This is a genomic window from Streptomyces sp. NPDC051684, assembly GCF_044453445.1.
Lineage (GTDB): Bacteria > Actinomycetota > Actinomycetes > Streptomycetales > Streptomycetaceae > Streptomyces.
Window position 1 is genome coordinate 42,533 of the sequence record NZ_JBITCS010000012.1, and the last position, 21,198, is coordinate 63,730.

Consider the following 21,198-nt stretch of genomic DNA (forward strand, 5'->3'; position numbering starts at 1 on the left):
CCGGCCGCCCCTGCCCGAAAACGGCTTTGTCCTGAGCTGGGAGAAAGCTCAACTCCCTTACGTACAAGGTCTGTTCGAACGGGACAAACGCAGCTAGCGTCCTCCCCCGAATGACCGCACGGCTCACACATGGCACTCACGGCACAGATCCCTCCGGGGCGACGGCGCGCCCCGGCGTAACGCACGACCCACCCCTCTGTCCGGAGGAACCCGTGCACAGGAAACGCCTGAGAACCCGCAACGCACTCGCCCTCATCACCGGCACCCTGCTCGCCGCCGCCTCGCTCACCTTCTCGGCGGCCGCGGCCCCCGCGCCCGTCGACTCCGCGGCCGCGGCCGAGGACTTCCAGCAGGTCACCCTCGCCAAGGGTGCCGAGGAGGTCGGCGAGCCGATGTCGCTCGCCGTCCTGCCGGACCGCAAGGTCCTGCACACCTCGCGCGACGGCGTGCTGCGCCTGACCGACGAGAACGGCACCACCAAGGTCGCCGGCAAACTCGACGTCTACACCCACGACGAAGAGGGCCTCCAGGGCGTCGGCGTCGACCCGAACTTCAGCGAGAACCGCGCGATCTACCTCTACTACGCGCCGCCGCTGGACACCCCGGCGGGCGACGCCCCGAACGACGGCACGGCCGCCGACTTCGCCCCCTTCGACGGCTACAACCGGCTCTCGCGCTTCACGCTCAACACGGACGGCACGCTCGACAAGGCCTCCGAGAAGAAGGTCCTCGACGTCCAGACCTCGCGCGGTATCTGCTGCCACGTCGGCGGCGACATCGACTTCGACAAGGACGGCAACCTGTACCTGTCGACCGGCGACGACTCCAACCCGTTCGCCTCCGACGGCTACACGCCCATCGACGAGCGCGCCACCCGCAACCCCGCCTACGACGCCAGGCGTTCGGCGGGCAACACCAACGACCTGCGCGGCAAGATCCTGCGCGTCAAGGTCGCGGACGACGGCTCGTACACCGTCCCGGACGGCAACCTGTTCGCCCCCGGCACCGACAAGACGCGCCCCGAGATCTACGCGATGGGCTTCCGCAATCCGTTCCGGATGAGCGTCGACAAGCCCACCGGCACCGTCTACGTCGGCGACTACGGGCCCGACGCGGGCACCGCCGACCCGAAGCGGGGTCCCGCGGGACAGGTCGAGTTCGCCCGCGTGACGAAGGCCGGGAACTTCGGCTGGCCGTACTGCACCGGTGACAACGACGCCTACGCGGACTACGACTTCGCGACCGGCGCCTCCGGCTCGAACTTCGACTGTGCGGCGCCGAAGAACACCTCGCCGCACAACACCGGCCTCACCGACCTGCCACCCGCGCAGGCCGCCTGGATCCCCTACGACGGCGGCTCCGTACCCGAGTTCGGCTCCGGCTCCGAGTCCCCGATGGGTGGCCCGGTCTACCGCTACGACGCCGCCAACACCTCCCCGGTGAAGTTCCCCGAGGCGTACGACGGTGACTTCTTCGCCGGCGAGTTCGGCCGCCAGTGGATCAAACGGATCGAGCAGGACGCCGACGGCAAGGTCACCTCGATCAACCCGTTCCCCTGGACCGGCACCCAGGTGATGGACATGGCCTTCGGCCCCGACGGCGCGCTGTACGTCCTCGACTACGGCCTCTCCTGGTTCGGCGGCGACGAGAACTCCGCCCTGTACCGCATCGAGAACGCCACCGACGGACACTCGCCGACCATCGACGCCAAGGCCGACAAGACCTCCGGCCAGGCGCCCCTGAAGACGCGGTTCACCTCCACCGCCTCGGACGCCGACGGTGACGCGCTCACGTACTCCTGGAACTTCGGCGACGGCACCACCGGTACCGGCGCCTCGCCCAGCCACACCTACAAGAAGAACGGCACCTACACCGCGACCGTGACCGCCAAGGACGCCACGGGCCGCACCGGCAGCGCCGATGTGCACCTCACCGTCGGCAACACCGCGCCCAAGGTGACCCTGGAACTGCCTGCCGACGGGCAGCTGTTCACCTTCGGCGACAAGGTCTCGTTCAAGGTGAAGGTCACCGACCCCGAGGACGGGGCGATCGACTGCTCCAAGGTCAAGGTCACGCACGTTCTCGGCCACGACAGCCACGGCCACCCGATCACCTCGGCCACCGGCTGCTCCGGCACCATCCAGACCAGCGCCGACAGCGAGCACGACCCGAACGCCAACGTCTTCGGTGTCTTCGACGCCGAGTACACCGACAAGGGCGCGAACGGCCAGCCGGCGCTCACCACGCACGACCAGGCCGTCACGCAGCAGAAGCACCGCCAGGCCGAGCACTACGGCGACTCGAAGGGTGTGTCGGTCGTCGGCCACGAGTCGGCGAACGGCGGCAAGGCCGTCGGCACCATCGAGAACGGCGACTGGATCTCCTTCAAGCCCTACGCGATCGGCAACGCCAAGTCCCTGAAGGCGCGCGTCGCCTCCGCCGGCAACGGCGGCACCCTGGAGATCCGCACCGGCTCGGCCACCGGCCGGCTCGTCGGCAGCGCCAAGGTCGCACCCACCGGCTCCACGGAGACGTACGCCGACGTCACCACCGCCATCAGCAAGCCGCCCACCAAGAGCACCACGCTCTACCTCGTCTTCAAGGGCGGCAGCGGCAAGAACCTGTTCGAGATCGACGACTTCACCTTCACCACGAGCTGAGAGGAGCAGGACAGCATGCGCAGCACCCTCCGCATCGGCCTCGCGACGGCCGCCGCCGCCCTGCTCGTCGGCGGGCTCACGGTCCCGGCCACCTCGGCGCCCGACGGCGCCGGGGCCCGGGACCGGGTCCTGGTCTTCTCCAAGACCGCCGCCTTCCGCCACGACTCCATCCCCGAGGGCATCGCGGCCCTGAAGGAACTCGGCGCCGCCGACCGGCTCGCCGTCGACACCACCGAGGACGCGAGCGCCTTCACCCCGGGCAACCTCGCCCGCTACAAGGCCGTCGTGTTCCTCTCCACCACCGGCGACGTGCTCGACGCCGCCCAGCAGAAGGCTTTCGAGGGCTACGTCGCCAAGGGCGGCGGCCACCTGGGCGTGCACGCCGCCGCCGACACCGAGTACGACTGGGACCACTACGGCGGCCTCGTCGGCGCCTGGTTCCAGGGGCACCCGGCGATCCAGCCGGCCACGCTCCGCGTCGAGGACCACAAGCATCCGGCGACGCGCGAGCTGCCGGACGCCTGGCAGCGCACCGACGAGTGGTACAACTACCGCTCCAACCCGCGGGACAAGGTGCACGTCCTCGCGTCCCTCGACGAGACGACGTACAGCGGCGGCACCATGAACGGCGACCTTCCCCAAGCTCTCCGACACGCTCCGAGCAGGGGAGACCCCACTATCGCCTGGTGCCAGAACTACGGCGGCGGCCGGGCCTTCTACACCGGCGGCGGACACACCAAGGAGTCCTACGCCGACCCCGCGTTCCGCGGCCATCTGCGCGGCGGCCTGCGGTACGCCACCGGGAAGGTCGCCGCCAACTGCCGCCCGAACACCGGCTACCGGGACTTCTTCAACGGAGAGACGCTCGACGGCTGGAAGCAGGCGGGACCCGGCGGCTTCGCCGTGGACCCGGCGAAGGGGGCCCTCGACTCCCAAGGCGGCATGGGCCTGCTCTGGTACCAGGCCAAGGAGCTGCACTCGTACTCCCTCAAGCTCGACTGGAAGATGTCGAGCGCCGACGGCGACGACAACTCGGGTGTCTTCGTGGGCTTCCCGGCCTCCGACGACCCCTGGTCGGCCGTCGACAAGGGCTACGAGATCCAGATCGACGCCACCGACGCACCCGACCGCACCACCGGCGCGGTCTACTCCTTCCAGTCCGCCGACCTCGCCGCCCGCGACAAGGCCCTGAAGCCGCCGGGGGAGTGGAACTCCTACGAGATCAAGGTGCGGGGCGAACGCCTCCAGGTGTTCCTCAACGGAGTCGAGGTCAACGACTTCACCAACAAGGACCCCGAACGGAGCCTGACCGACGGCTACATCGGTCTGCAGAACCACGGCGACTCCGACCAGGTGTCCTTCCGCAAGATCCGCCTGAAGGAACTCAACCCCACGTCCGGCCCGGGCGCGCTGCCCGGCGCGGGCTACTAGGACGGCGGCGGGCGAGGGACGCCGGACCCCCGCCCGCCGCCTTGCCCCGCCCCGCCCGGCGGGGCACCCACTGGCTGCACGCTCGACTAGGAGGCTGCCCATGTCCGCCGGACCGTCCTGCCCTCCGTCCGCACCCGGACCGCGGTTCGGGGTGTGGCTGATCGGGGCCCGCGGCTCCGTCGCCACCACGGCCGTCGCCGGCTGCGCCGCACTTGGCGCCGGGCTGCATCCGCCCTCCGGGATGGTCACGGAGACCGAGCCGTTCACCACGGCGGCCCTGCCTGCCCTGACCTCGCTCGTCTTCGGCGGCCACGACACCCTCGACTGCCCGCTGCCCAAGCGCGCCGAGCAGCTCGCCGCCGGGGGAGTGCTGCCGCACGGACTGCCGGGCGCGGTGGGCGCCGAACTCGCCGCCGCCGACCGGGAGATCAGACCCGGCGGGCCGCTCCCCGGCGACGGCCGCACCCAGGACGAGCTGATCGCCGCCTTCACCGCCGACATCCAGTCCTTCGTGCGACGCCACGCCCTGGCCGGGGCCGTCGTCGTCAACGTCGCCTCCACCGAGGCGGCACCCGGCGGCGACGACCTCCCGGCCAGCTCCCTGTACGCGGCGGCGGCCCTGCGCGCCGGCCTCCCGTACATCAACTTCACCCCCTCCACGGGACTCCACCACCCCTCTCTCCAGCGCGCGGCCCGCACCGCGGGCGTGCCCTTCGCGGGCCGCGACGGCAAGACCGGGCAGACCCTGCTGCGGTCCGTGCTCGGCCCGATGTTCCGCAGGCGCGCGCTCGACGTGCGCGCCTGGTCGGGCACCAACCTCCTCGGCGGCGGCGACGGCGCGGCCCTCGCCGACCCGGCCGCGGCTGCCGCGAAGAACGCCGGCAAGGAACGTGTCCTCGCCGACACCCTCGGCACCGTCCCTCAGGGCGAGGTCCACATCGACGACGTCCCGGCGCTCGGCGACTGGAAGACGGCCTGGGACCACATCGCCTTCGACGGCTTCCTCGGCGCCCGGATGACCCTCCAGACCACGTGGCAGGGCTGCGACTCGGCCCTCGCCGCGCCCCTCGTCCTCGACCTGGCCCGCCTGCTGCTGCGCGCCGCGCGGGCCGGACTGACCGGCCCCCGCCCCGAGCTGGGCTTCTACTTCAAGGACCCCGACCCCGGTGCGTCCTGCGACCTGGACCATCAGTACGAGGCGCTGCTCGCCTTCGCGGACCGTCTGCGGGACGGTGCGGCGTGAGCGGGGAGGGTGTGGGGCCGGGGACGCGGGTGCCGGAGTCACGAGGCCGCGCCTGGGTCGAACTCCTGCGGCTCCCGGCCCTGTTCACGGTGCCCGGCGATGTCCTGGCCGGTGCGGCCGCCACGGGATCCCGCCCCGGCCGCGGCACGCTCCTGGCAGCCGGCGCCTCCGTCAGCCTGTACGCCGCGGGCATGGCCCTCAACGACTGGGCCGACCGGGACGAGGACGCCCGCGACCGCCCGCACCGCCCGCTGCCCTCCGGCCGCGTCCGGCCCGCCCACGCCCTGGCGGCGGCGGGCGCGCTGACCGGCGCGGGCCTCGCCCTGGCCTGCCGCGCCAACCGGACGACCGGCGCGGTGGCCGCGGCGCTCGCGGCGACGGTGTGGGCGTACGACCTGCGCCTCAAGGACACCCCGGCGGGCCCGGCGGCGATGGGCACGGCCCGGGGACTCGACCTGCTGCTGGGCGCGGCGGCCTCGGCCCCGGTCGCCGACCACGGCCCCCTGGGCCCGGCCCTCACGGCGGCCACCACCCTTGCCGTCCACACGGCGGCGGTCACCACGGTCTCCCGCAACGAAACCCAGGGCGGCGACATCGTCGCCCCGCTGACGGCGCTGGCCACGGCGACCACCATCGCGGCAACCCTCCTCACCGCGCGTGCCCGGGGCTCGCGCCCCCTTGCGCACACCGCGGGCCGAACCGCGGGCGCCGCCCGCCTCGGCGTCGCCCTCCCTGCCGCCGCATACGCCACCACGGCCCTGCGCCCCCTCTTCCACGCCGCCCTCAACCCCTCGCCCCCGCTCACCCAACGCGCCGTAGGCGCCGGCATCCGCGCGCTCGTCCCCCTCCAATCCGCGCTGGCCGCCCGCTCCGGCGCCCCCGTGACCTCGCTCGCCACCCTCGCCCTCGCGCCCCTGGCCCGCCGCTTCGCGAAGAAGGTGAGCATCACGTGACCGCCACCGCAGCCGCGCCGGTCCCACCGCGCTGGGGCTACGGCACCAACGGCCTCACCGACCTGCGCCTCGCCGACGCCCTCGGCCTCCTCGCCGACCTCGGCTACGACGGTGTCGGGCTCACCCTCGACCACATGCACCTCGACCCGCTCGCCCCGGACCTGGCGGCCCGCACCCACGAGGTGTCCCGCGCCCTCGAACGGCACCGGCTGTCGGTCACCGTCGAGACCGGCGCCCGCTACGTTCTCGACCCACGCCGCAAACACGGCCCCTCCCTCCTCGACCCGGACGCCGACGCCCGGTCCGCCCGTGTCCGACTGCTGCTCCGCGCCGTCCAGGTCGCCGCCGACCTGGGCGCCCACGCGGTGCACTGCTTCAGCGGCGGCACCCCCGCAGGCACCGACCCGGACACCGCCTGGAAGCGCCTCGCCGCGGCCCTGACTCCCGTACTGGAGGCCGCCGACGCCGCCGGTGTCCCGCTGGCCATCGAGCCCGAACCCGGCCACCTCCTCGCCACGCTCGCCGACTTCCACCGGCTGCGCCGCGACCTGGGCAGCCCCGAAGTCCTCGGACTGACCCTCGACATCGGGCACTGCCAGTGCCTGGAACCCCTGCCTCCCGCCGACTGCGTCCGCGCGGCGGCGCCCTGGCTGCGGCACGTGCAGATCGAGGACATGCGCCGGGGCGTCCACGAGCATCTGCCGTTCGGGGAAGGGGAGATCGACTTCCCGCCCGTGCTCGACGCCCTCGCCGCCATCGGCTACCAGGGCCTGACCGTCGTCGAACTGCCCCGGCACTCCCACGCGGGCCCCCAACTGGCAGCCCGTTCCCTCGACTTCCTGCGCTCCGTGGCCCGACCCGCACCGCGAGGAGGAGGCACACCATGACGTACGGCACCGGCACCGGCACCCTCCCGGACCTCGGCACCGTCCGCGCACGCCTCGGCGCCACGCTGGACGCCACTGCCCGCGCCTGGCTGCACGCGGCGCTCACCGGCGCGAGCGCCCGGCCCGACACCCAACCATACGAACACCGGCTAGCCGCTTGGCAGTTGAGGTTCGCCGAAGCGGGACGCCGCGTCGGCGACGAGCACGCGGACGCCGCCCGGCTCCTGCTGCTGCACGCCGCCCGCGCCGACACCGCCACCCTCACCGTGCTGTACACCCAGGGCACCGCCGCCGAACGCCGTGCCGTACTGCTCGCCCTGCCGCATCTCGTGGCAGGACCGGACGCCCTTCCGCTGGTCGAGGACGCCCTGCGGGCCAACGACACCCGCCTGCTGACCGCCGCCGTCGGGCCGTACGCCGCCGCCCATCTGCCCGCCCACGCCTGGCGGCACGCCGTCCTCAAGTGCCTGTTCACCGGCGTGCGGGCGGACGCCGTGGCGGGCCTCGCCGAGCGCGCCCGCGGCGACGGCGAACTCGTCCGCATGCTGGGCGACTTCGCCGACGAACGCACCGCCGCCGGACGGCCCGTCCCCGACGACCTGCACCGCGTCCTGGCCCTCAGCGCGCCCGAGTCCCCGACGCACGGCCGGCCCGACCCCCACGGCAAGGAGTCCTGATGCGCCTCTTCGACCCCCACATCCACATGACCTCGCGCACCACCGACGACTACCAGGCGATGCGCGCCGCCGGAGTGCGGGCCCTGGTGGAGCCGGCCTTCTGGCTCGGCCAGCCCCGCACCTCGCCCGCCTCCTTCTTCGACTACTTCGACGGGCTGCTCGGCTGGGAGCCGTTCCGCGCCGCCCAGTACGGCATCGCGCACCACTGCACGATCGCCCTCAACCCCAAGGAGGCGAACGACGCGCGCTGCGTGCCCGTCCTTCACGAGCTGCCCCGCTACCTCGTGAAGGACGGCGTCGTCGCCGTCGGCGAGATCGGCTACGACTCCATGACCCCCGCCGAGGACACCGCGCTCGCCGCCCAGCTGCAACTGGCCGCCGACCACGAGCTCCCCGCCCTCGTGCACACCCCGCACCGCGACAAGCTCGCCGGCCTCCGCCGCACCCTCGACGTCGTCCGGGAGTCCGCGCTGCCCGTCGAGCGGGTCCTGATCGACCACCTCAACGAGACCACCGTCAAGGAGGCCAAGGACTCCGGCGCCTGGCTCGGCTTCTCCGTCTACCCCGACACCAAGATGGACGAAGCGCGGATGGTGGACATCCTGCGCACCCACGGCCCGGAGAAGGTCCTCGTCAACTCCGCGGCCGACTGGGGCAACAGCGACCCCCTCAAGACCCGCAAGGTCGCCGACGCCATGCTCGCCTCGGGCTTCGGCGACGACGACGTCGACCGCGTGCTGTGGCGCAACCCGGTCGCCTTCTACGGGCTGAGCGGACGGCTGCGGATCGACCTCCCGACGACGGAACCCGCCACCACGCATGAAGGCAACTCGATCCTGCGCGGCGGTGAGTGACCCATGCGCTTCCGGCACCCCGACGGCTCCACCGTCCACCTCGCGTACTGCACCAACGTGCACCCCGCCGAGACCCTCGACGGCGTCCTCGCCCAACTGCGCGACCACTGCGAACCCGTGCGCAAACGCCTCGGCAGGGACCGGCTCGGCATCGGCCTGTGGCTCGCGAAGGACGCCGCCCGCGCCTTGATCACCGACCCCACGGCGCTGCGCGGACTGCGCGCCGAACTCGACCGGCGCGGCCTCGAGGTCGTCACCCTCAACGGCTTCCCCTACGAAGGGTTCGGCGCCGCCGAGGTCAAGTACCGCGTCTACAAGCCGGACTGGGCCGACGAGGAACGCCTCGCCCACACCGTCGACCTGGCCCGGCTGCTCGGCACCCTGCTGCCCGCCGACGCCGCCGAGGGCACCGTCTCCACCCTGCCGCTCGCCTGGCGCACCGCCGTCGACCCGCGGCGGGCCGAGCGTGCCCGCGACGCCCTGCGGACTCTCGCCGAACGCCTCGACACCATCGAGGAGTTGACCGGGCGGTCGATCCGCATCGGCCTCGAACCCGAACCCGGCTGCACCGTCGAGACCACCGGCGACGCCATCGGCCCGCTCACCGACGTCGCCCGCACCGACCGCGTCGGCCTGTGTCTGGACACCTGCCATCTCGCCACCTCCTTCGAACAACCCGGCGCCGCGCTCGACGCCCTGACCGCAGCCCGCATCCCCGTCGTGAAGGCGCAGCTCTCTGCCGCCCTCCATGCCGAACACCCCCATCTGCCCGAGGTCCGCTCCGCGCTCGCCGCCTTCGACGAGCCGCGCTTCCTGCACCAGACCCGCGCCCGCGCCGACGGCACCCTGCACGGCGTCGACGACCTCGGCGAGGCGCTGGCCGGCACGGCCGACGGACAGGGCCTGCCGCAGGGCGTGCCCTGGCGGGCCCACTTCCACGTCCCGCTGCATGCGGCTCCCGCCGCGCCTCTCACCTCCACGCTCGATGTTTTGAAGGACACGTTGAGCCGGCTTGTCGGGGGTGTGCGGCCGCTCACGCGGCACCTTGAGGTGGAGACGTATACGTGGCAGGCGCTGCCGCCCGCATTGCGGCCGCGTGGGCGGGCGCAACTCGCCGATGGCATCGCCGCGGAACTCGCCCTGGCACGTGACCTGTTGACCGACATCGGCCTCAAGGAACTGCCATGACCTCCGCTCCCACGCCACGGGGCTCTGCCCCGGACCCCGCTCCTCAATCCCCGGCTGGGCTTGATGTGCCCACCCGAACACAAGGGCCCGCCACCCCCCTGCTCGTCCTCGACATCGTCGGCCTCACCCCCCGCCTGCTCGACCACATGCCGCGCCTCAAGGAACTCGGTCAGGACGGATCCCGCGCCCCGCTCGGCACCGTGCTGCCCGCCGTCACCTGTGCCGCCCAGTCCACCTTTCTGACCGGCACGATGCCCGCCGAGCACGGCATCGTCGGCAACGGCTGGTACTTCCGCGAGCTCGGCGACGTGCTGCTGTGGCGGCAGCACAACGGTCTCGTCGCGGGCGACAAGCTCTGGGACGCCGCTCGCCGCGTCCACCCCGGGTACACGGTCGCCAACATCTGCTGGTGGTACGCCATGGGCGCCGACACCGACATCACCGTCACCCCCCGTCCCGTCTACTACGCCGACGGCCGCAAGGAACCCGACTGCTACACCCGGCCCCCGGACCTGCACGACGAACTCACCAACAAGCTCGGCACGTTCCCCCTGTTCCACTTCTGGGGGCCGGGCGCCGACCTCGTGTCGAGCCGGTGGATCGTCGACGCCACCCGCCACGTCCTGGACACCCGGCACCCCGATCTGATCCTGAGCTACCTCCCGCATCTCGACTACGACCTCCAGCGCTACGGGCCCGACGACCCGCGCTCCCACCGCGCGGCCGCCGAACTCGACGCCGTCCTCGCCCCGCTCCTGGACGACGCCCGCGCCGAAGGCCGCACCGTCGTCGCCCTGTCCGAATACGGCATCACCCGCGCCGACCGCCCCGTCCACATCAACCGGGCGCTGCGCCGCGCGGGACTGCTCGAGGTGCACACGCAGGACGGCATGGAGTACCTCGACCCGATGGCCTCCCGCGCCTTCGCCGTGGCGGACCACCAGATCGCGCACATCTACGTACGCCGTCCCGAGGACCTCGACGCCACCCGTGCCGCGCTCGCCGATGTGCCCGGCATCGAGCAGCTCCTCGACGACGAGGGCAAGAAGGCGCACCAGCTCGACCATCCGCGCTCCGGCGAACTCGTCGCCGTCGCCGAGGCCGACGCCTGGTTCACGTACTACTACTGGCTCGACGACGCCCGCGCGCCCGACTTCGCTCAGCTCGTCGAGATCCACCGCAAACCCGGCTACGACCCGGTCGAACTCTTCATGGACCCCCTCGACCCCTATGTGAAGGTCAAGGCGGCCACCGCCCTCGCCCGCAAGAAGCTCGGCATGCGCTACCGCATGGCGGTCGTCCCGCTGGACGCCTCACCTATTCGCGGCAGCCACGGCCGGCTCCCGGCGAGCGAAGAAGAAGGTCCGCTCATCCTGTGCTCCACCCCCCACGCGTTCTCCGGCCGCGTCGCGGCCACCGAAGTGAAAGCCCTGCTCCTCGAACTGACAGGAGGAGCAGTTACTGAGAGTGAAGCACACGCCACTGACAACGCCCGGACCGAGAGAAGGCACCCGTGACCGAACTCCACCGCACCGCCGCCGCCGAGGCGCTCGCGGCCGACGCGGCAGCAGGCCCCGACGAGGCCCTCAGATCCCGCCTCGGCATCAACCGCCGCCGCTTCCTCAGCACCTGCACCGCGGCCGCCGGCGCCGCCATCGCCGCGCCCGTGTTCGGCGCGGCACCCGCCCTCGCCCAGCCGGCGACCGGCTCCTCCTCCGGCGGCGGCCTCGGCACCAGGCTGGTCCCCGCCGACAAGCGCGGCATCATCCTCTACACCGTGCGCGACGCCACCGGCCGCGACCCGCTGAGCAGCGATCTGCCCTCCGGCTTCCGCGAGGTGTTCAAGGAGCTGGCCCGCTACGGGTACAAGCAGGTCGAGTTCGCCGGTTACGGCCAGCATGCCAACGCGCCCGGAGGTGCGAACCTGGAGTCCGTCGCGGGCGCCAAGCTGCTGCGTTCATGGCTCGACGAGTACGGCCTGCGCGCCCAGGGCAACCACGGGTTCATCCCGTCGTCCTGGCCGCTCACGCAGGCCGACACCGACCAGTTCAAGAAGCACCTGGAGATCGCGAACATCCTCGGCATGGACCACATGGGCACCGGCGGCGACCCCACCGGCAGCTCGTACAAGGCGGACTGGGACGTCGCCGCCGACAAGTGGAACGCGCTGGGGCGGATCGCGGGCCGCGCGGGCCTCAAGCTCTACACGCACAACCACGACGCGGCGTACGGCTTCCTGATCGACGGCGGGCCGCTCGACGACCAGGGCAGGCCCACCCGCAGCTCCGGCATCCGCAAGCTGGAGTACTTCCTGCGGATCAGTGACCCGAAGACGGTGTGGCTGGAGATGGACATCTTCTGGGCGCACGTGGCCCAGTACAAGTTCCACACCTACACCGCGCACGACGGCTCCACCCGCGAGAATTTCTTCGACCCGGCCGCCCTGGTCGTCGCCCACAACGCGCGCTACCCGCTCTTCCACGCCAAGGACGGCACCCGCAACGACACTAACGGCATGGGCTACGACATGGTGCCCTTCGGTGAAGGTGTCATCGACTACCGGACGTTCTTCAAGCGGGTCGGCGCCCGCAACTACCGCAATCCGATGGTCGAGCAGGACAACGCGCCCAGCGCCACCGTCCCCGGCCAGTCCCTGACCCACGCGCGGATCGGCTACGACAACCTGGCGGCCCTGCGCAAGTAGCCCCGCAGGAGCGGCACATGAGTGGGGCCCGGCCTGATGGCCGGGCCCCACTCAACTGTCGCGTCTGCTTTACGTGATCATGTCAATGGCACCGCCTTCTCGTTCCGCCCCGGCTGCCGCAGCAGGAGCGCGACGAGCGCCGACAGCATTGAGATCCCGCCGGCCAGGGCGTACGCCCCGTTGTAGCCCCAGGCGCCGACCACCATCGAGCCGAGGCCGCCGCCGAACAGGCCGCTGATGAGCTTGCCGCTGTACACCAGGCCGTAGTTGGTGGCGTTGTAGTTCTCCCCGAAGTAGTCCGGGGTCAGCGCCGCGAACATCGGGTAGAAGGCGCCGCCACCGAAGCCGGACAGGAACGCGAAGACCAGGAACAGCCACTCGCTGCGGACGTCGCCCGCCCAGATGATGCCGAACTGGGCGAGACCGAGGACGACGATCACGAGGATCAGGCTCGCCTTGCGGCCCCACAGGTCCGACATCCAGCCGACCACGGCTCGTCCGACGCCGTTGATGACCGCCATGACACCCATCGAGGAGGCGGCGACCAGCGGACCGAAGCCGACCTCCTTGGCGAAGTCGACCTGGAAGGAGATGCCGAAGATCGACACACCTGCCGTCAGGACCAGGCTCAGCCACATCAGCGGCAGCTGGCCCGTCTTGATGGCCTCCATGGGCGTGAACTGCCGTACCGCGGGCGGGTTCTTGGCGAGAGCCTTCTCGCTCTTGCCCGAGCCCGACGTGGCGAGCGGGTCGACCTCCGAGGGCCACCAGTTCCTCGGCGGGTCCCGGAAGAAGAACGCACACACCAGCACGACGACCAGTACATAGATGCCGATCATGTCGAGCACCCGGTGGTAGTTCGATGTGTCGAAGGCGTAGTTGAAGATGAAGATGAACGGAAGCGAGCCGTAGGCGAAGCCTCCGTTGACGAAACCTGTCCTGCCGCCTTTGCGTTCGGGGTACCACTTGCCGACCATGTTGATGCAGGTCGCGTACACGAACCCGGAGCCGAGTCCGCCGATCACGCCGAATCCGACGATGGCCAGCCACACGTTGTGCAGGTGCGAGAGGGCCAGGAACCCGATCATGCACAGGAAGGCGCCCACGTACATGGCGCGGCGGGCCGGCATGATGCCCTTCTCGCGGAGCCAGCCCGCCGGGAACGCCACACCTGCCTGGAAGAACACCCAGACACTCAGGATCCAGAAGGTGTTGGACTGCGTCCAGCCGTGCGCCGCGGACAAGGTGTCCTCGGCGGACCCGTAGGCGTACTCGGAGACACTGATGGCCATCATCGCGACCCATGGCAAATACACCATGAACTTGCGGGAGTGGCCGAGGATGTCCCGGTCGGTCTCGCCCACGCGATAGATCCGGCCGTGGTCGTCGGTTATTTCTCGGTACCGGCTCCCCGTAGCCGGTGCCGTATTGCTAGCGGAGACAGGTTCCGCCGTCATATCAAGCCATCTCCTCACCAAGGGGGTGTGGGTTGGGGTGGACCCCACGCTTCTTTGGCCTACCGGGCGGGGACAGGAAGATCGCCACGAAGCCGGCGAAGAGCGAGATGCAGCCGGCCAGGATGAACGCACCCGAGTGTCCCCAGGCCCCGACGACGACGGACCCCATGCCCGCGCCGAGCCCCGAGACAAGCTTTGAGCTGTAGACCATGCCGTAGTTGGTGGCGTTGTTGTTCTCACCGAAGTAGTCCGCGGTCAGGGCCGCGAACATCGGGAAGATCGCGCCGCCACCGAAGCCGGAGATCGCGGAGAAGATCAGGAACATCGCGAGGATCTGCTCCGACGCCGACCAGATGATGCCGAACTGGGCGAGGCCCAGGATCACGCAGACCGCAAGGAGACACTGCTTGCGGCCGTACCGGTCGGACAGCCAGCCGATGACACCGCGACCGGTGCCGTTGACGACTGCCTTGAGTGACATCGCGGTGGCCACGATTCCGCCGGCGAAGCCCGCTTCCTTGCCGATGTCGACCTGGAAGGCGATGCCGAAGATGTTCACACCCGACGTACAGGCCAGGCAGAACCACATCAGCGCGACCCGGCCCGTCTTCCATGCCTCCATGGGGGTGTACTGCTTGACGGCCGGCGGGTTCTTCTCCAGCGACCGGCGTGCCCGCGGGTCCTCCGGAGGGTTGAGCGGGTCGATGTTCGCCGGCCACCAGTTCTTCGGCGGGTCCTTGAAGAAGGACCCGGCCACGGCGACCATCGTGGCGAGCAGGACACCCACCGAGACCAGCACCCAACGGAAGTTGGTCAGGTCCATGAACCCGGTGAACAGGAACACGAACGGGACCGAGCCGTAGGCGAAGCCTCCGTTGACGAAGCCCGTCTTGCCGCCCCTGCGCTCCGGGTACCACTTGCCGACCATGTTGACGCAGGTCGCGTACACCATGCCGGCGCCCATACCGCTGAAGACGCTGAAGCCGATGTAGGCGACGATGACGTGCGGTGCGAAGGCCAGCGACAGATAGCCGAGGAAGGTGCCCACGGCGCCGAGCATCATGGCCCAGCGGGCCGGCAGTTTGCCGCTCTCCCTCAGCCTGCCCGCAGGCATGGCCACCGCCGCCTGGAAGAACACCCAGACGGTCATCATCCAGAAGATGTGTCCGCTGTTCCAATGGTGTGCGGTGTGCAGGGTGTCCTCTGCGGACGCGAACGCGTACTCCGCGGACGAGATGCCCATCATGCCCACCCAGGGCAGGATGACCATCCACTTGCGTCCGCGACCCATGATGTCGATGTCGCTCTCGCCAACCCGGTACATCCGGCCGTTGGCGTCCGTCACCTCCCTGTAGGGGACGGAACTCGGCAGATCGGTTGTTGTCATGTCGATCGTTTCCCTTGCGTCGAAAGATCTGGGCAGCGCCCCCTGTCCAAATTTCTTTCGTGTGCGCACGGGGCCCGGGCCCGGCCGGCGCGCACCGCCGGCCGGACCCGCCGGTCGGCTACGTCATCGACCGCCCCCCAACTTCCCCGCCGCGCGGGCCCACTTGTACTTCGCGCCGAGCACCGCGACGGGCTTCTCGGTCGTGTACGGGTACGCGACCACACCCCGGTCGAAGAGGTACTGGCACGCCTCCTCGACCTCGACGTCGCCGGCCAGCGAGGCCACCACGGGCTTCTCGATGCCGCGCTCCCGGAACTCCTGGACGACGCGCGCCGTCACCTCCGCGAACACCATGGGCGGGGTGACGATGGTGTGCCAGTAGCCGAGCACCAGCGAATGGATCCGCGGGTCCTCCAGGCCGAGCCGGATCGTCGCCTCGTACGTCGACGGGGGCTCGCCGCCCGTGATGTCGACGGGGTTGCCCGCGGCGCCGAACGGCGGGATGAACTTCCGGAAGGCCGCGTCCAAGTCGGCCGGAATCTCCATGAGTTCGAGCCCGTTGTCCATCACGGCATCGGACAGCAGCACACCAGAACCGCCGGCCCCCGTGATGATCACGACGTTGTCGCCCTGGGGAGTCGGAAGCACCGGCAGCGCCCGCGCGTACTCCAGCATGTCGTTCAGGCCCGGCGCCCGGATGACACCGGCCTGCTTGAGGATGTCGTCGTACACCGCGTCGTCGCCCGCGAGCGCGCCGGTGTGCGAACCGGCCGCCTTGGCGCCCGCCGCCGTGCGGCCCGCCTTCAGGACGACGACCGGCTTCTTCGGCACGGTCTCGCGCGCGGCCTGCACGAAGGCGCGCCCGTCCTTGAGGTCCTCCAGGTGCATCGCGATGCAGTCGGTGTTGGGGTCCTCGCCGAACCACGTGAGCAGGTCGTCCTCGTCGAGGTCCGACTTGTTGCCGAGCCCGACGATGGCCGAGACACCCGTCTTGGTGGTGCGCGCGAAGCCCAGGATGGCCATGCCGATGCCACCGGACTGACTCGTGAGGGCGACGCCGCCCTTCACGTCGTACGGCGTGCAGAACGTGGCGCACAGGTCCTGCCACGTCGAGTAGTAGCCGTAGATGTTCGGGCCGAGCAGCCGCACCCCGTACTGTTCGGCGATCCGCACGATCTCGTCCTGGAGCTCGTGCTCGCCGGTCTCGGCGAACCCGGAGGGGATGAGCACCGCGTTCGGGATGCCCTTGCGGCCCACCTCCTCCAGGGCCGAGGCCACGAACTTGGCGGGGATCGCGAAGATCGCGACATCCACGTCGCCCGGGACGTCCGTGACACTCTTGTACGCCTTGCGGCCGAGGATGTCGTCGGCCTTCGGGTTCACCGGATGGATCTCGCCGGAGAAGCCGCCGTCGATGAGGTTGCGCATCACCGAGTTGCCGATCTTGCCCTGCTCGTTCGAGGCGCCGATCACGGTGATGGAGGACGGCTGCATCAGCCGCCGCATGGAGGTCAGGATCTCCTCGCGGCTGTAGGTGCGCCGCTGCTTCTGCTCGCCCTCGGCGAGGATCACGCGGATGTCGGCGGCGAGCGCGCCCTTCGGGCTCGCGATCACCGGGTTGAGGTCGACCTCGGCTATCTCCGGGAAATCCGAGACCAGTTGGGACACGCGGCGGATCTGCTCGGCGAGCGCCTCGCGGTCGACGCCCTTGGCGCCGCGCACGCCGCGCAGCACCTCCGCCGCCTTGATCGAGTCGAGCATGTCGAGGGACTCGTCCGCCGACACCGGCGCGAGCCGGAAGGTGACGTCCTTCAGTACCTCGACGAGGACACCGCCGAGTCCGAAGGCGACGACCTTGCCGAAGGTCGGGTCGGTGACGGACCCGACGATGACCTCCTGGGTGTCGGGCCCGGTGGGCAGCAGCTCCTGGACCTGGATACCGGTGATGCGGGCGGCGGCGTCGTAGGCATGCGCGTTGTCGACGATCCGCTGGTACGCGTCCCGTACGGCGGCCTCGCCCTCGACCCCCACGACGACGCCGCCGGCGTCGGTCTTGTGCAGGATGTCGGGCGAGACGATCTTGAGCACCACGGGTCCGCCGAAGCGGGCCGCGGCCGCCACCGCCTGGTCGGCATCGGCCGCGAGCTCCTCGCCGGGGACGGCGATGCCGTACGCGTCGGCGATCACCTTTCCCTCGGGCGCGGTGAGCGCCGTACGTCCCTCGGCCCGTACGGTGTCGAGCAGCGCCCGTACCTTGAGCTCACGTTCCTCGGCCATCAATCAGATCACTCCGTTCGACTTGAGCAGACGCAACTCTTCGTCCCCGAGGCCGAGTTCACCGATGAAGACCTCCGCGTTGTGCTCGCCGAGCAGCGGGGAGGAGGTGACGTCGACGGGGGAGTCGGAGAGCTTGAGAGGGGAACCGACGGTCTTGAAGGAGCCGCGTCCGGAGTGCGGCACCTCGACGACCATGTCGTTGGCGACCAGCGACTCGTCCTCGATGATCTCCTTGGTGGAGAGGATCGGGCCGCAGGGGATGTTGTGGGCGTTGAGCTTGTCGAGGACCTCCCACTTGGGGAGCGTCGAGGACCACTCCTCGATGAGCTGGAACATCTTGTTGAGCTTCGGAAGCCGCGCCTCGGGCGTGGCCCAGTCGGCGTCCTCGGCGAGTTCGGGCCGCCCGATCAGCTCGGTGAGCGGCTTCCAGCCGACCGGTTGGACGATGACGTAGACGTAGTCGTTGGGTCCGCCGGGCGCGCACTTGACGGCCCAGCCGGGCTGCCCGCCGCCCGAGGCATTGCCCGAGCGGGGCACCTCGTCGCCGAAGTCCTCGTTCGGGTACTCGGCCAACGGGCCGTGGGTCAGGCGCTGTTGGTCGCGCAGCTTCACGCGGCACAGGTTCAGCACCGCGTGCTGCATCGCGACGTTGACGCGCTGGCCGCGCCCGGTGTTCTCGCGCTGGAACAGGGCGGCGAGGATGCCGGCGACGGTGTGGATGCCGGTGCCCGAGTCACCGATCTGCGCGCCCGTCGCGAGGGGTGGCCCGTCCTCGAAGCCTGTGGTCGACATGGAGCCGCCCATGGCCTGGGCGACCACTTCGTAGGCCTTGAAGTTGGTGTACGGGCCCTCGCCGAAGCCCTTGATGGAGGCGTAGATGATGCGGGGGTTGATCTCCTGGATGCGGTCCCAGGTGAAGCCCATCCGGTCGACGGCACCGGGGCCGAAGTTCTCCACCAGTACGTCGGAGCGGCGGATCAGTTCGGTCAGCAGCTCCTTGCCGCGCTCCGTCTTGGTGTTCAGGGTGATGCTCCGCTTGTTGCAGTTGAGCATCGTGAAGTACAGGGAGTCGACGTCCGGGATGTCACGCAGCTGCTTGCGTGTGATGTCACCGGTCGGCGCCTCCAGTTTGACGACGTCCGCACCCAGCCACGCCAGCATCTGCGTGGCGGATGGGCCTGACTGGACATGGGTCATGTCCAGGACGCGCACACCCTCGAGTGCCTTGGTCACGAACGACTCACCTCGCTACTGGTCCACGGTCGGTTCCACGGTCGGTCCACCGTCGGCTCGTACATTGCATACAGTCGCCGAATACTGTATGAAAACTGGTATCCCGCATTGAGTGGGTGGTGTCCAGGGGGCGTGCAGCACTTTTCCTTTCCGTAGCCGAAACAGGGGCTGAAGCAGGAACTGAGACAGGAGCCGCAAATGGACCTGTACGAACACCAAGCGAGGGACCTGTTCGCGGAGCACGGCATCCCCGTCCCGCGGGCCGAGGTCACCGAATCCGCCAAGGAGGCCCGCGAGTTCGCGCGCCGCCTCGGTGGCCGCGTCGTCGTCAAGGCGCAGGTCAAGACCGGAGGGCGCGGCAAGGTCGGCGGCGTCAAACTGGCCGCCGACCCGGCCGCCGCCGAACTGACGGCGCGCCAGATCCTCGGCATGGACATCAAGGGCCACACCGTGCGCAAGGTGATGCTGGCCCAACCGGTCGACATCGACAGCGAGTTCTACGTCTCCTACATCCTCGACCGCGCGGCCGGCACCTTCCTCGCCATCGCCTCCGCCGAGGGCGGCATGGAGATCGAGGAGGTCGCCGCCACCCGGCCCGAGGCGGTGGCCCGCATTCCCATCGACCCGGTCGTCGGTGTCACCTCCGCGGTCGCGGCGCGGATCGCCGAGGCGGCGGGCCTTCCGCCGCAGACCGTCGACGTCCTCGTACGGCTGTGGGACGTCCTGACCCGCGAGGACGCGCTGCTCGTGGAGGTGAACCCGCTCGTGCGCACGGCGCAGGGGCAGATCCTCGCGCTCGACGGCAAGGTGACCCTCGACGACAACGCCCGCTTCCGCAACGCCCGTTGGGGAGAACAGGAGGCCACGCACGAGGAGCCACTGGAGGCCAGGGCGGCGGCCAAGGGGCTCAACTATGTGAAGCTCGACGGCGAGGTCGGCATCATCGGCAACGGCGCCGGGCTCGTCATGTCCACCCTGGACGTGGTCGCGGGCTGCGGAGCGAAGCCCGCCAACTTCCTCGACATCGGCGGCGGGGCCTCTGCCCAGATCATGGCGGACGGTCTCGACGTCATCCTCTCCGACCCGGCGGTGAAGTCCGTCTTCGTCAACGTCTTCGGCGGCATCACCGCCTGTGACGCGGTCGCCGACGGCATCGTCCAGGCCCTGGAGCACGTCCAGTTGACGAAGCCGCTCGTCGTCCGGCTCGACGGCAACAACGCCGCGCGCGGCCGGGCCATCCTCGACGAGCGCGCCCACCCGCTGGTCGAACAGGCCACCACCATGGACGGCGCGGCACACCAGGCCGCCGAACTCGCCCTCGCCCCCAACCCCCTTTAAGGAGCCGGGACATGGCCATCTACCTGACCCAGGAGAGCAAGGTCCTCGTCCAGGGCATGACCGGTGCCGAGGGCATGAAGCACACCCGCCGCATGCTCCAGGCGGGCACGAACGTCGTCGGCGGCGTCAACCCCCGCAAGGCGGGGAGCAGCGTCGACCTCGACGGCCGCGAGATCCCCGTCTTCGGCGGCGTCGCCGAGGGCATGGCCGCCACCGGGGCCGACGTCACCGTCGTCTTCGTGCCGCCGGCCTTCGCCAAGGGCGCCGTCATCGAGGCGGCCGACGCGGGCATCCCGCTCGCCGTCGTCATCACGGAGGGCATCCCGGTGCACGACGCCGTCGCCTTCCAGACGTACGCCAAGCAGCAGGGCACCCGCGTCATCGGCCCCAACTGCCCGGGCCTCATCTCGCCCGGCGCCTCGAACGCGGGCATCATCCCCGCCGACATCACCAAGCCGGGCCGGATCGGGCTCGTCTCCAAGTCCGGCACCCTCACCTACCAACTCATGTACGAGCTGCGCGACATCGGCTTCTCGACGTGCGTGGGCATCGGCGGCGACCCCGTCATCGGCACCACGCACATCGACTGCCTCGAAGCGTTCGAGGCCGACCCCGAGACCGAACTCATCGTGCTCATCGGGGAGATCGGCGGAGACGCCGAGGAACGCGCCGCGGCGCACATCCGAGAGCACGTCACCAAGCCGGTCGTCGGCTACATCGCCGGATTCACCGCGCCCGAGGGCAAGACGATGGGCCACGCAGGCGCCATCGTCTCCGGCTCCTCGGGAACGGCCGCGGCCAAGAAGGAGGCGCTCGAAGCGGTCGGCGTCCGCGTCGGCGCCACGCCGACGGAGACGGCCCGGCTCGTCCTGGACCGCCTCGCCGACGGGCAGTGACGCTTCTCATAGG

At 70.5% G+C, this 21,198-nt stretch carries 16 protein-coding genes; 12 read left to right on the forward strand and 4 right to left on the reverse strand.

What is annotated here, in order from left to right; all coding sequences use genetic code 11:
• Positions 1-212: 212 nt before the first annotated feature.
• From ACIA8D_RS16560 to ACIA8D_RS16605, 10 genes are all read left to right on the forward strand, one after another.
• Entirely contained in the window at positions 213-2,660 is a 2,448-nt protein-coding gene (locus ACIA8D_RS16560; RefSeq protein ID WP_399232654.1) for a PQQ-dependent sugar dehydrogenase, read from the forward strand.
• Between the two features lie 15 nt (positions 2,661-2,675).
• Positions 2,676-4,091: a ThuA domain-containing protein gene (locus ACIA8D_RS16565; protein ID WP_399232656.1), complete on the forward strand. Its 1,416-nt coding sequence runs from the start codon at positions 2,676-2,678 to the stop codon at positions 4,089-4,091.
• 100 nt (positions 4,092-4,191) lie between these two features.
• Positions 4,192-5,334: an inositol-3-phosphate synthase gene (locus tag ACIA8D_RS16570; protein ID WP_399232658.1), complete on the forward strand. Its 1,143-nt coding sequence runs from the start codon at positions 4,192-4,194 to the stop codon at positions 5,332-5,334.
• Positions 5,331-6,287 (forward strand): SCO3242 family prenyltransferase, encoded by a 957-nt coding sequence (locus ACIA8D_RS16575; protein ID WP_399232659.1) that lies wholly within the window; start codon positions 5,331-5,333, stop codon positions 6,285-6,287. The genes ACIA8D_RS16570 and ACIA8D_RS16575 overlap by 4 nt, the downstream gene beginning before the upstream one ends.
• Entirely contained in the window at positions 6,284-7,174 is an 891-nt protein-coding gene (locus ACIA8D_RS16580) for a sugar phosphate isomerase/epimerase family protein (protein WP_399232661.1), read from the forward strand. Before ACIA8D_RS16575 ends, ACIA8D_RS16580 begins: the two co-directional genes overlap by 4 nt.
• Positions 7,171-7,851 carry an EboA domain-containing protein gene (locus tag ACIA8D_RS16585; protein WP_399232663.1) on the forward strand — a complete coding sequence of 227 codons (681 nt, stop codon included), beginning with the start codon at positions 7,171-7,173 and terminating at the stop codon, positions 7,849-7,851. Before ACIA8D_RS16580 ends, ACIA8D_RS16585 begins: the two co-directional genes overlap by 4 nt.
• The gene (locus tag ACIA8D_RS16590; RefSeq protein WP_399232665.1) at positions 7,851-8,705 is read left to right on the forward strand and encodes a TatD family hydrolase; all 855 of its coding nucleotides are present in this window, start codon (positions 7,851-7,853) and stop codon (positions 8,703-8,705) included. Before ACIA8D_RS16585 ends, ACIA8D_RS16590 begins: the two co-directional genes overlap by 1 nt.
• A gap of 3 nt (positions 8,706-8,708) precedes the next feature.
• The gene (gene eboE / locus ACIA8D_RS16595) at positions 8,709-9,893 is read left to right on the forward strand and encodes a metabolite traffic protein EboE (protein ID WP_399232668.1); all 1,185 of its coding nucleotides are present in this window, start codon (positions 8,709-8,711) and stop codon (positions 9,891-9,893) included.
• Positions 9,890-11,410, forward strand: a complete 1,521-nt coding sequence (locus tag ACIA8D_RS16600; protein ID WP_399232669.1) for a nucleotide pyrophosphatase/phosphodiesterase family protein — start codon at positions 9,890-9,892, stop codon at positions 11,408-11,410. The genes eboE and ACIA8D_RS16600 overlap by 4 nt, the downstream gene beginning before the upstream one ends.
• Positions 11,411-11,496: 86 nt before the next feature.
• Complete coding sequence (locus ACIA8D_RS16605) at positions 11,497-12,597, forward strand: sugar phosphate isomerase/epimerase family protein (RefSeq protein ID WP_399232900.1); 1,101 nt, start codon at positions 11,497-11,499, stop codon at positions 12,595-12,597.
• Between the two features lie 77 nt (positions 12,598-12,674).
• Here the strand turns inward: ACIA8D_RS16605 and ACIA8D_RS16610 are convergent, their stop codons facing one another.
• From ACIA8D_RS16610 to frc, 4 genes are all read right to left on the reverse strand, one after another.
• Positions 12,675-14,054, reverse strand: a complete 1,380-nt coding sequence (locus tag ACIA8D_RS16610; protein ID WP_399232672.1) for an OFA family MFS transporter — start codon at positions 14,052-14,054, stop codon at positions 12,675-12,677.
• 1 nt (position 14,055) lies between these two features.
• Positions 14,056-15,441 carry an OFA family MFS transporter gene (locus ACIA8D_RS16615; protein WP_399232674.1) on the reverse strand — a complete coding sequence of 462 codons (1,386 nt, stop codon included), beginning with the start codon at positions 15,439-15,441 and terminating at the stop codon, positions 14,056-14,058.
• Positions 15,442-15,564: 123 nt separating this feature from the next.
• Positions 15,565-17,718, reverse strand: a complete 2,154-nt coding sequence (locus ACIA8D_RS16620; protein WP_399232676.1) for an acetate--CoA ligase family protein — start codon at positions 17,716-17,718, stop codon at positions 15,565-15,567.
• A gap of 3 nt (positions 17,719-17,721) precedes the next feature.
• Complete coding sequence (frc, locus tag ACIA8D_RS16625; RefSeq protein ID WP_399232678.1) at positions 17,722-18,951, reverse strand: formyl-CoA transferase; 1,230 nt, start codon at positions 18,949-18,951, stop codon at positions 17,722-17,724.
• A 180-nt stretch (positions 18,952-19,131) separates the two neighbouring features.
• Between frc and sucC the strand changes: the two genes are divergently transcribed.
• Both sucC and sucD read left to right on the forward strand, forming a co-directional pair.
• A complete protein-coding gene (gene sucC / locus ACIA8D_RS16630) occupies positions 19,132-20,289 on the forward strand; it encodes an ADP-forming succinate--CoA ligase subunit beta (RefSeq protein WP_399232902.1) in 1,158 nt (385 codons plus the stop codon).
• A gap of 11 nt (positions 20,290-20,300) precedes the next feature.
• Entirely contained in the window at positions 20,301-21,185 is an 885-nt protein-coding gene (sucD, locus tag ACIA8D_RS16635) for a succinate--CoA ligase subunit alpha (protein WP_399232680.1), read from the forward strand.
• The last annotated feature ends 13 nt before the right edge of the window (positions 21,186-21,198 follow it).

Excerpts from the sequence above, each read along its gene's own strand:
- ACIA8D_RS16610 (WP_399232672.1), bottom strand. The coding sequence starts at position 14,054 with ATGACGGCGGAACCTGTCTCCGCTAGCAATACGGCACCGGCTACGGGG.
- ACIA8D_RS16600 (WP_399232669.1), top strand. The coding sequence starts at position 9,890 with ATGACCTCCGCTCCCACGCCACGGGGCTCTGCCCCGGACCCCGCTCCT.
- sucD (WP_399232680.1), top strand. The coding sequence starts at position 20,301 with ATGGCCATCTACCTGACCCAGGAGAGCAAGGTCCTCGTCCAGGGCATG.
- ACIA8D_RS16570 (WP_399232658.1), top strand. The coding sequence starts at position 4,192 with ATGTCCGCCGGACCGTCCTGCCCTCCGTCCGCACCCGGACCGCGGTTC.
- ACIA8D_RS16615 (WP_399232674.1), bottom strand. The coding sequence starts at position 15,441 with ATGACAACAACCGATCTGCCGAGTTCCGTCCCCTACAGGGAGGTGACG.
- ACIA8D_RS16590 (WP_399232665.1), top strand. The coding sequence starts at position 7,851 with ATGCGCCTCTTCGACCCCCACATCCACATGACCTCGCGCACCACCGAC.
- eboE (WP_399232668.1), top strand. The coding sequence starts at position 8,709 with ATGCGCTTCCGGCACCCCGACGGCTCCACCGTCCACCTCGCGTACTGC.
- ACIA8D_RS16620 (WP_399232676.1), bottom strand. The coding sequence starts at position 17,718 with ATGGCCGAGGAACGTGAGCTCAAGGTACGGGCGCTGCTCGACACCGTA.
- ACIA8D_RS16585 (WP_399232663.1), top strand. The coding sequence starts at position 7,171 with ATGACGTACGGCACCGGCACCGGCACCCTCCCGGACCTCGGCACCGTC.
- ACIA8D_RS16565 (WP_399232656.1), top strand. The coding sequence starts at position 2,676 with ATGCGCAGCACCCTCCGCATCGGCCTCGCGACGGCCGCCGCCGCCCTG.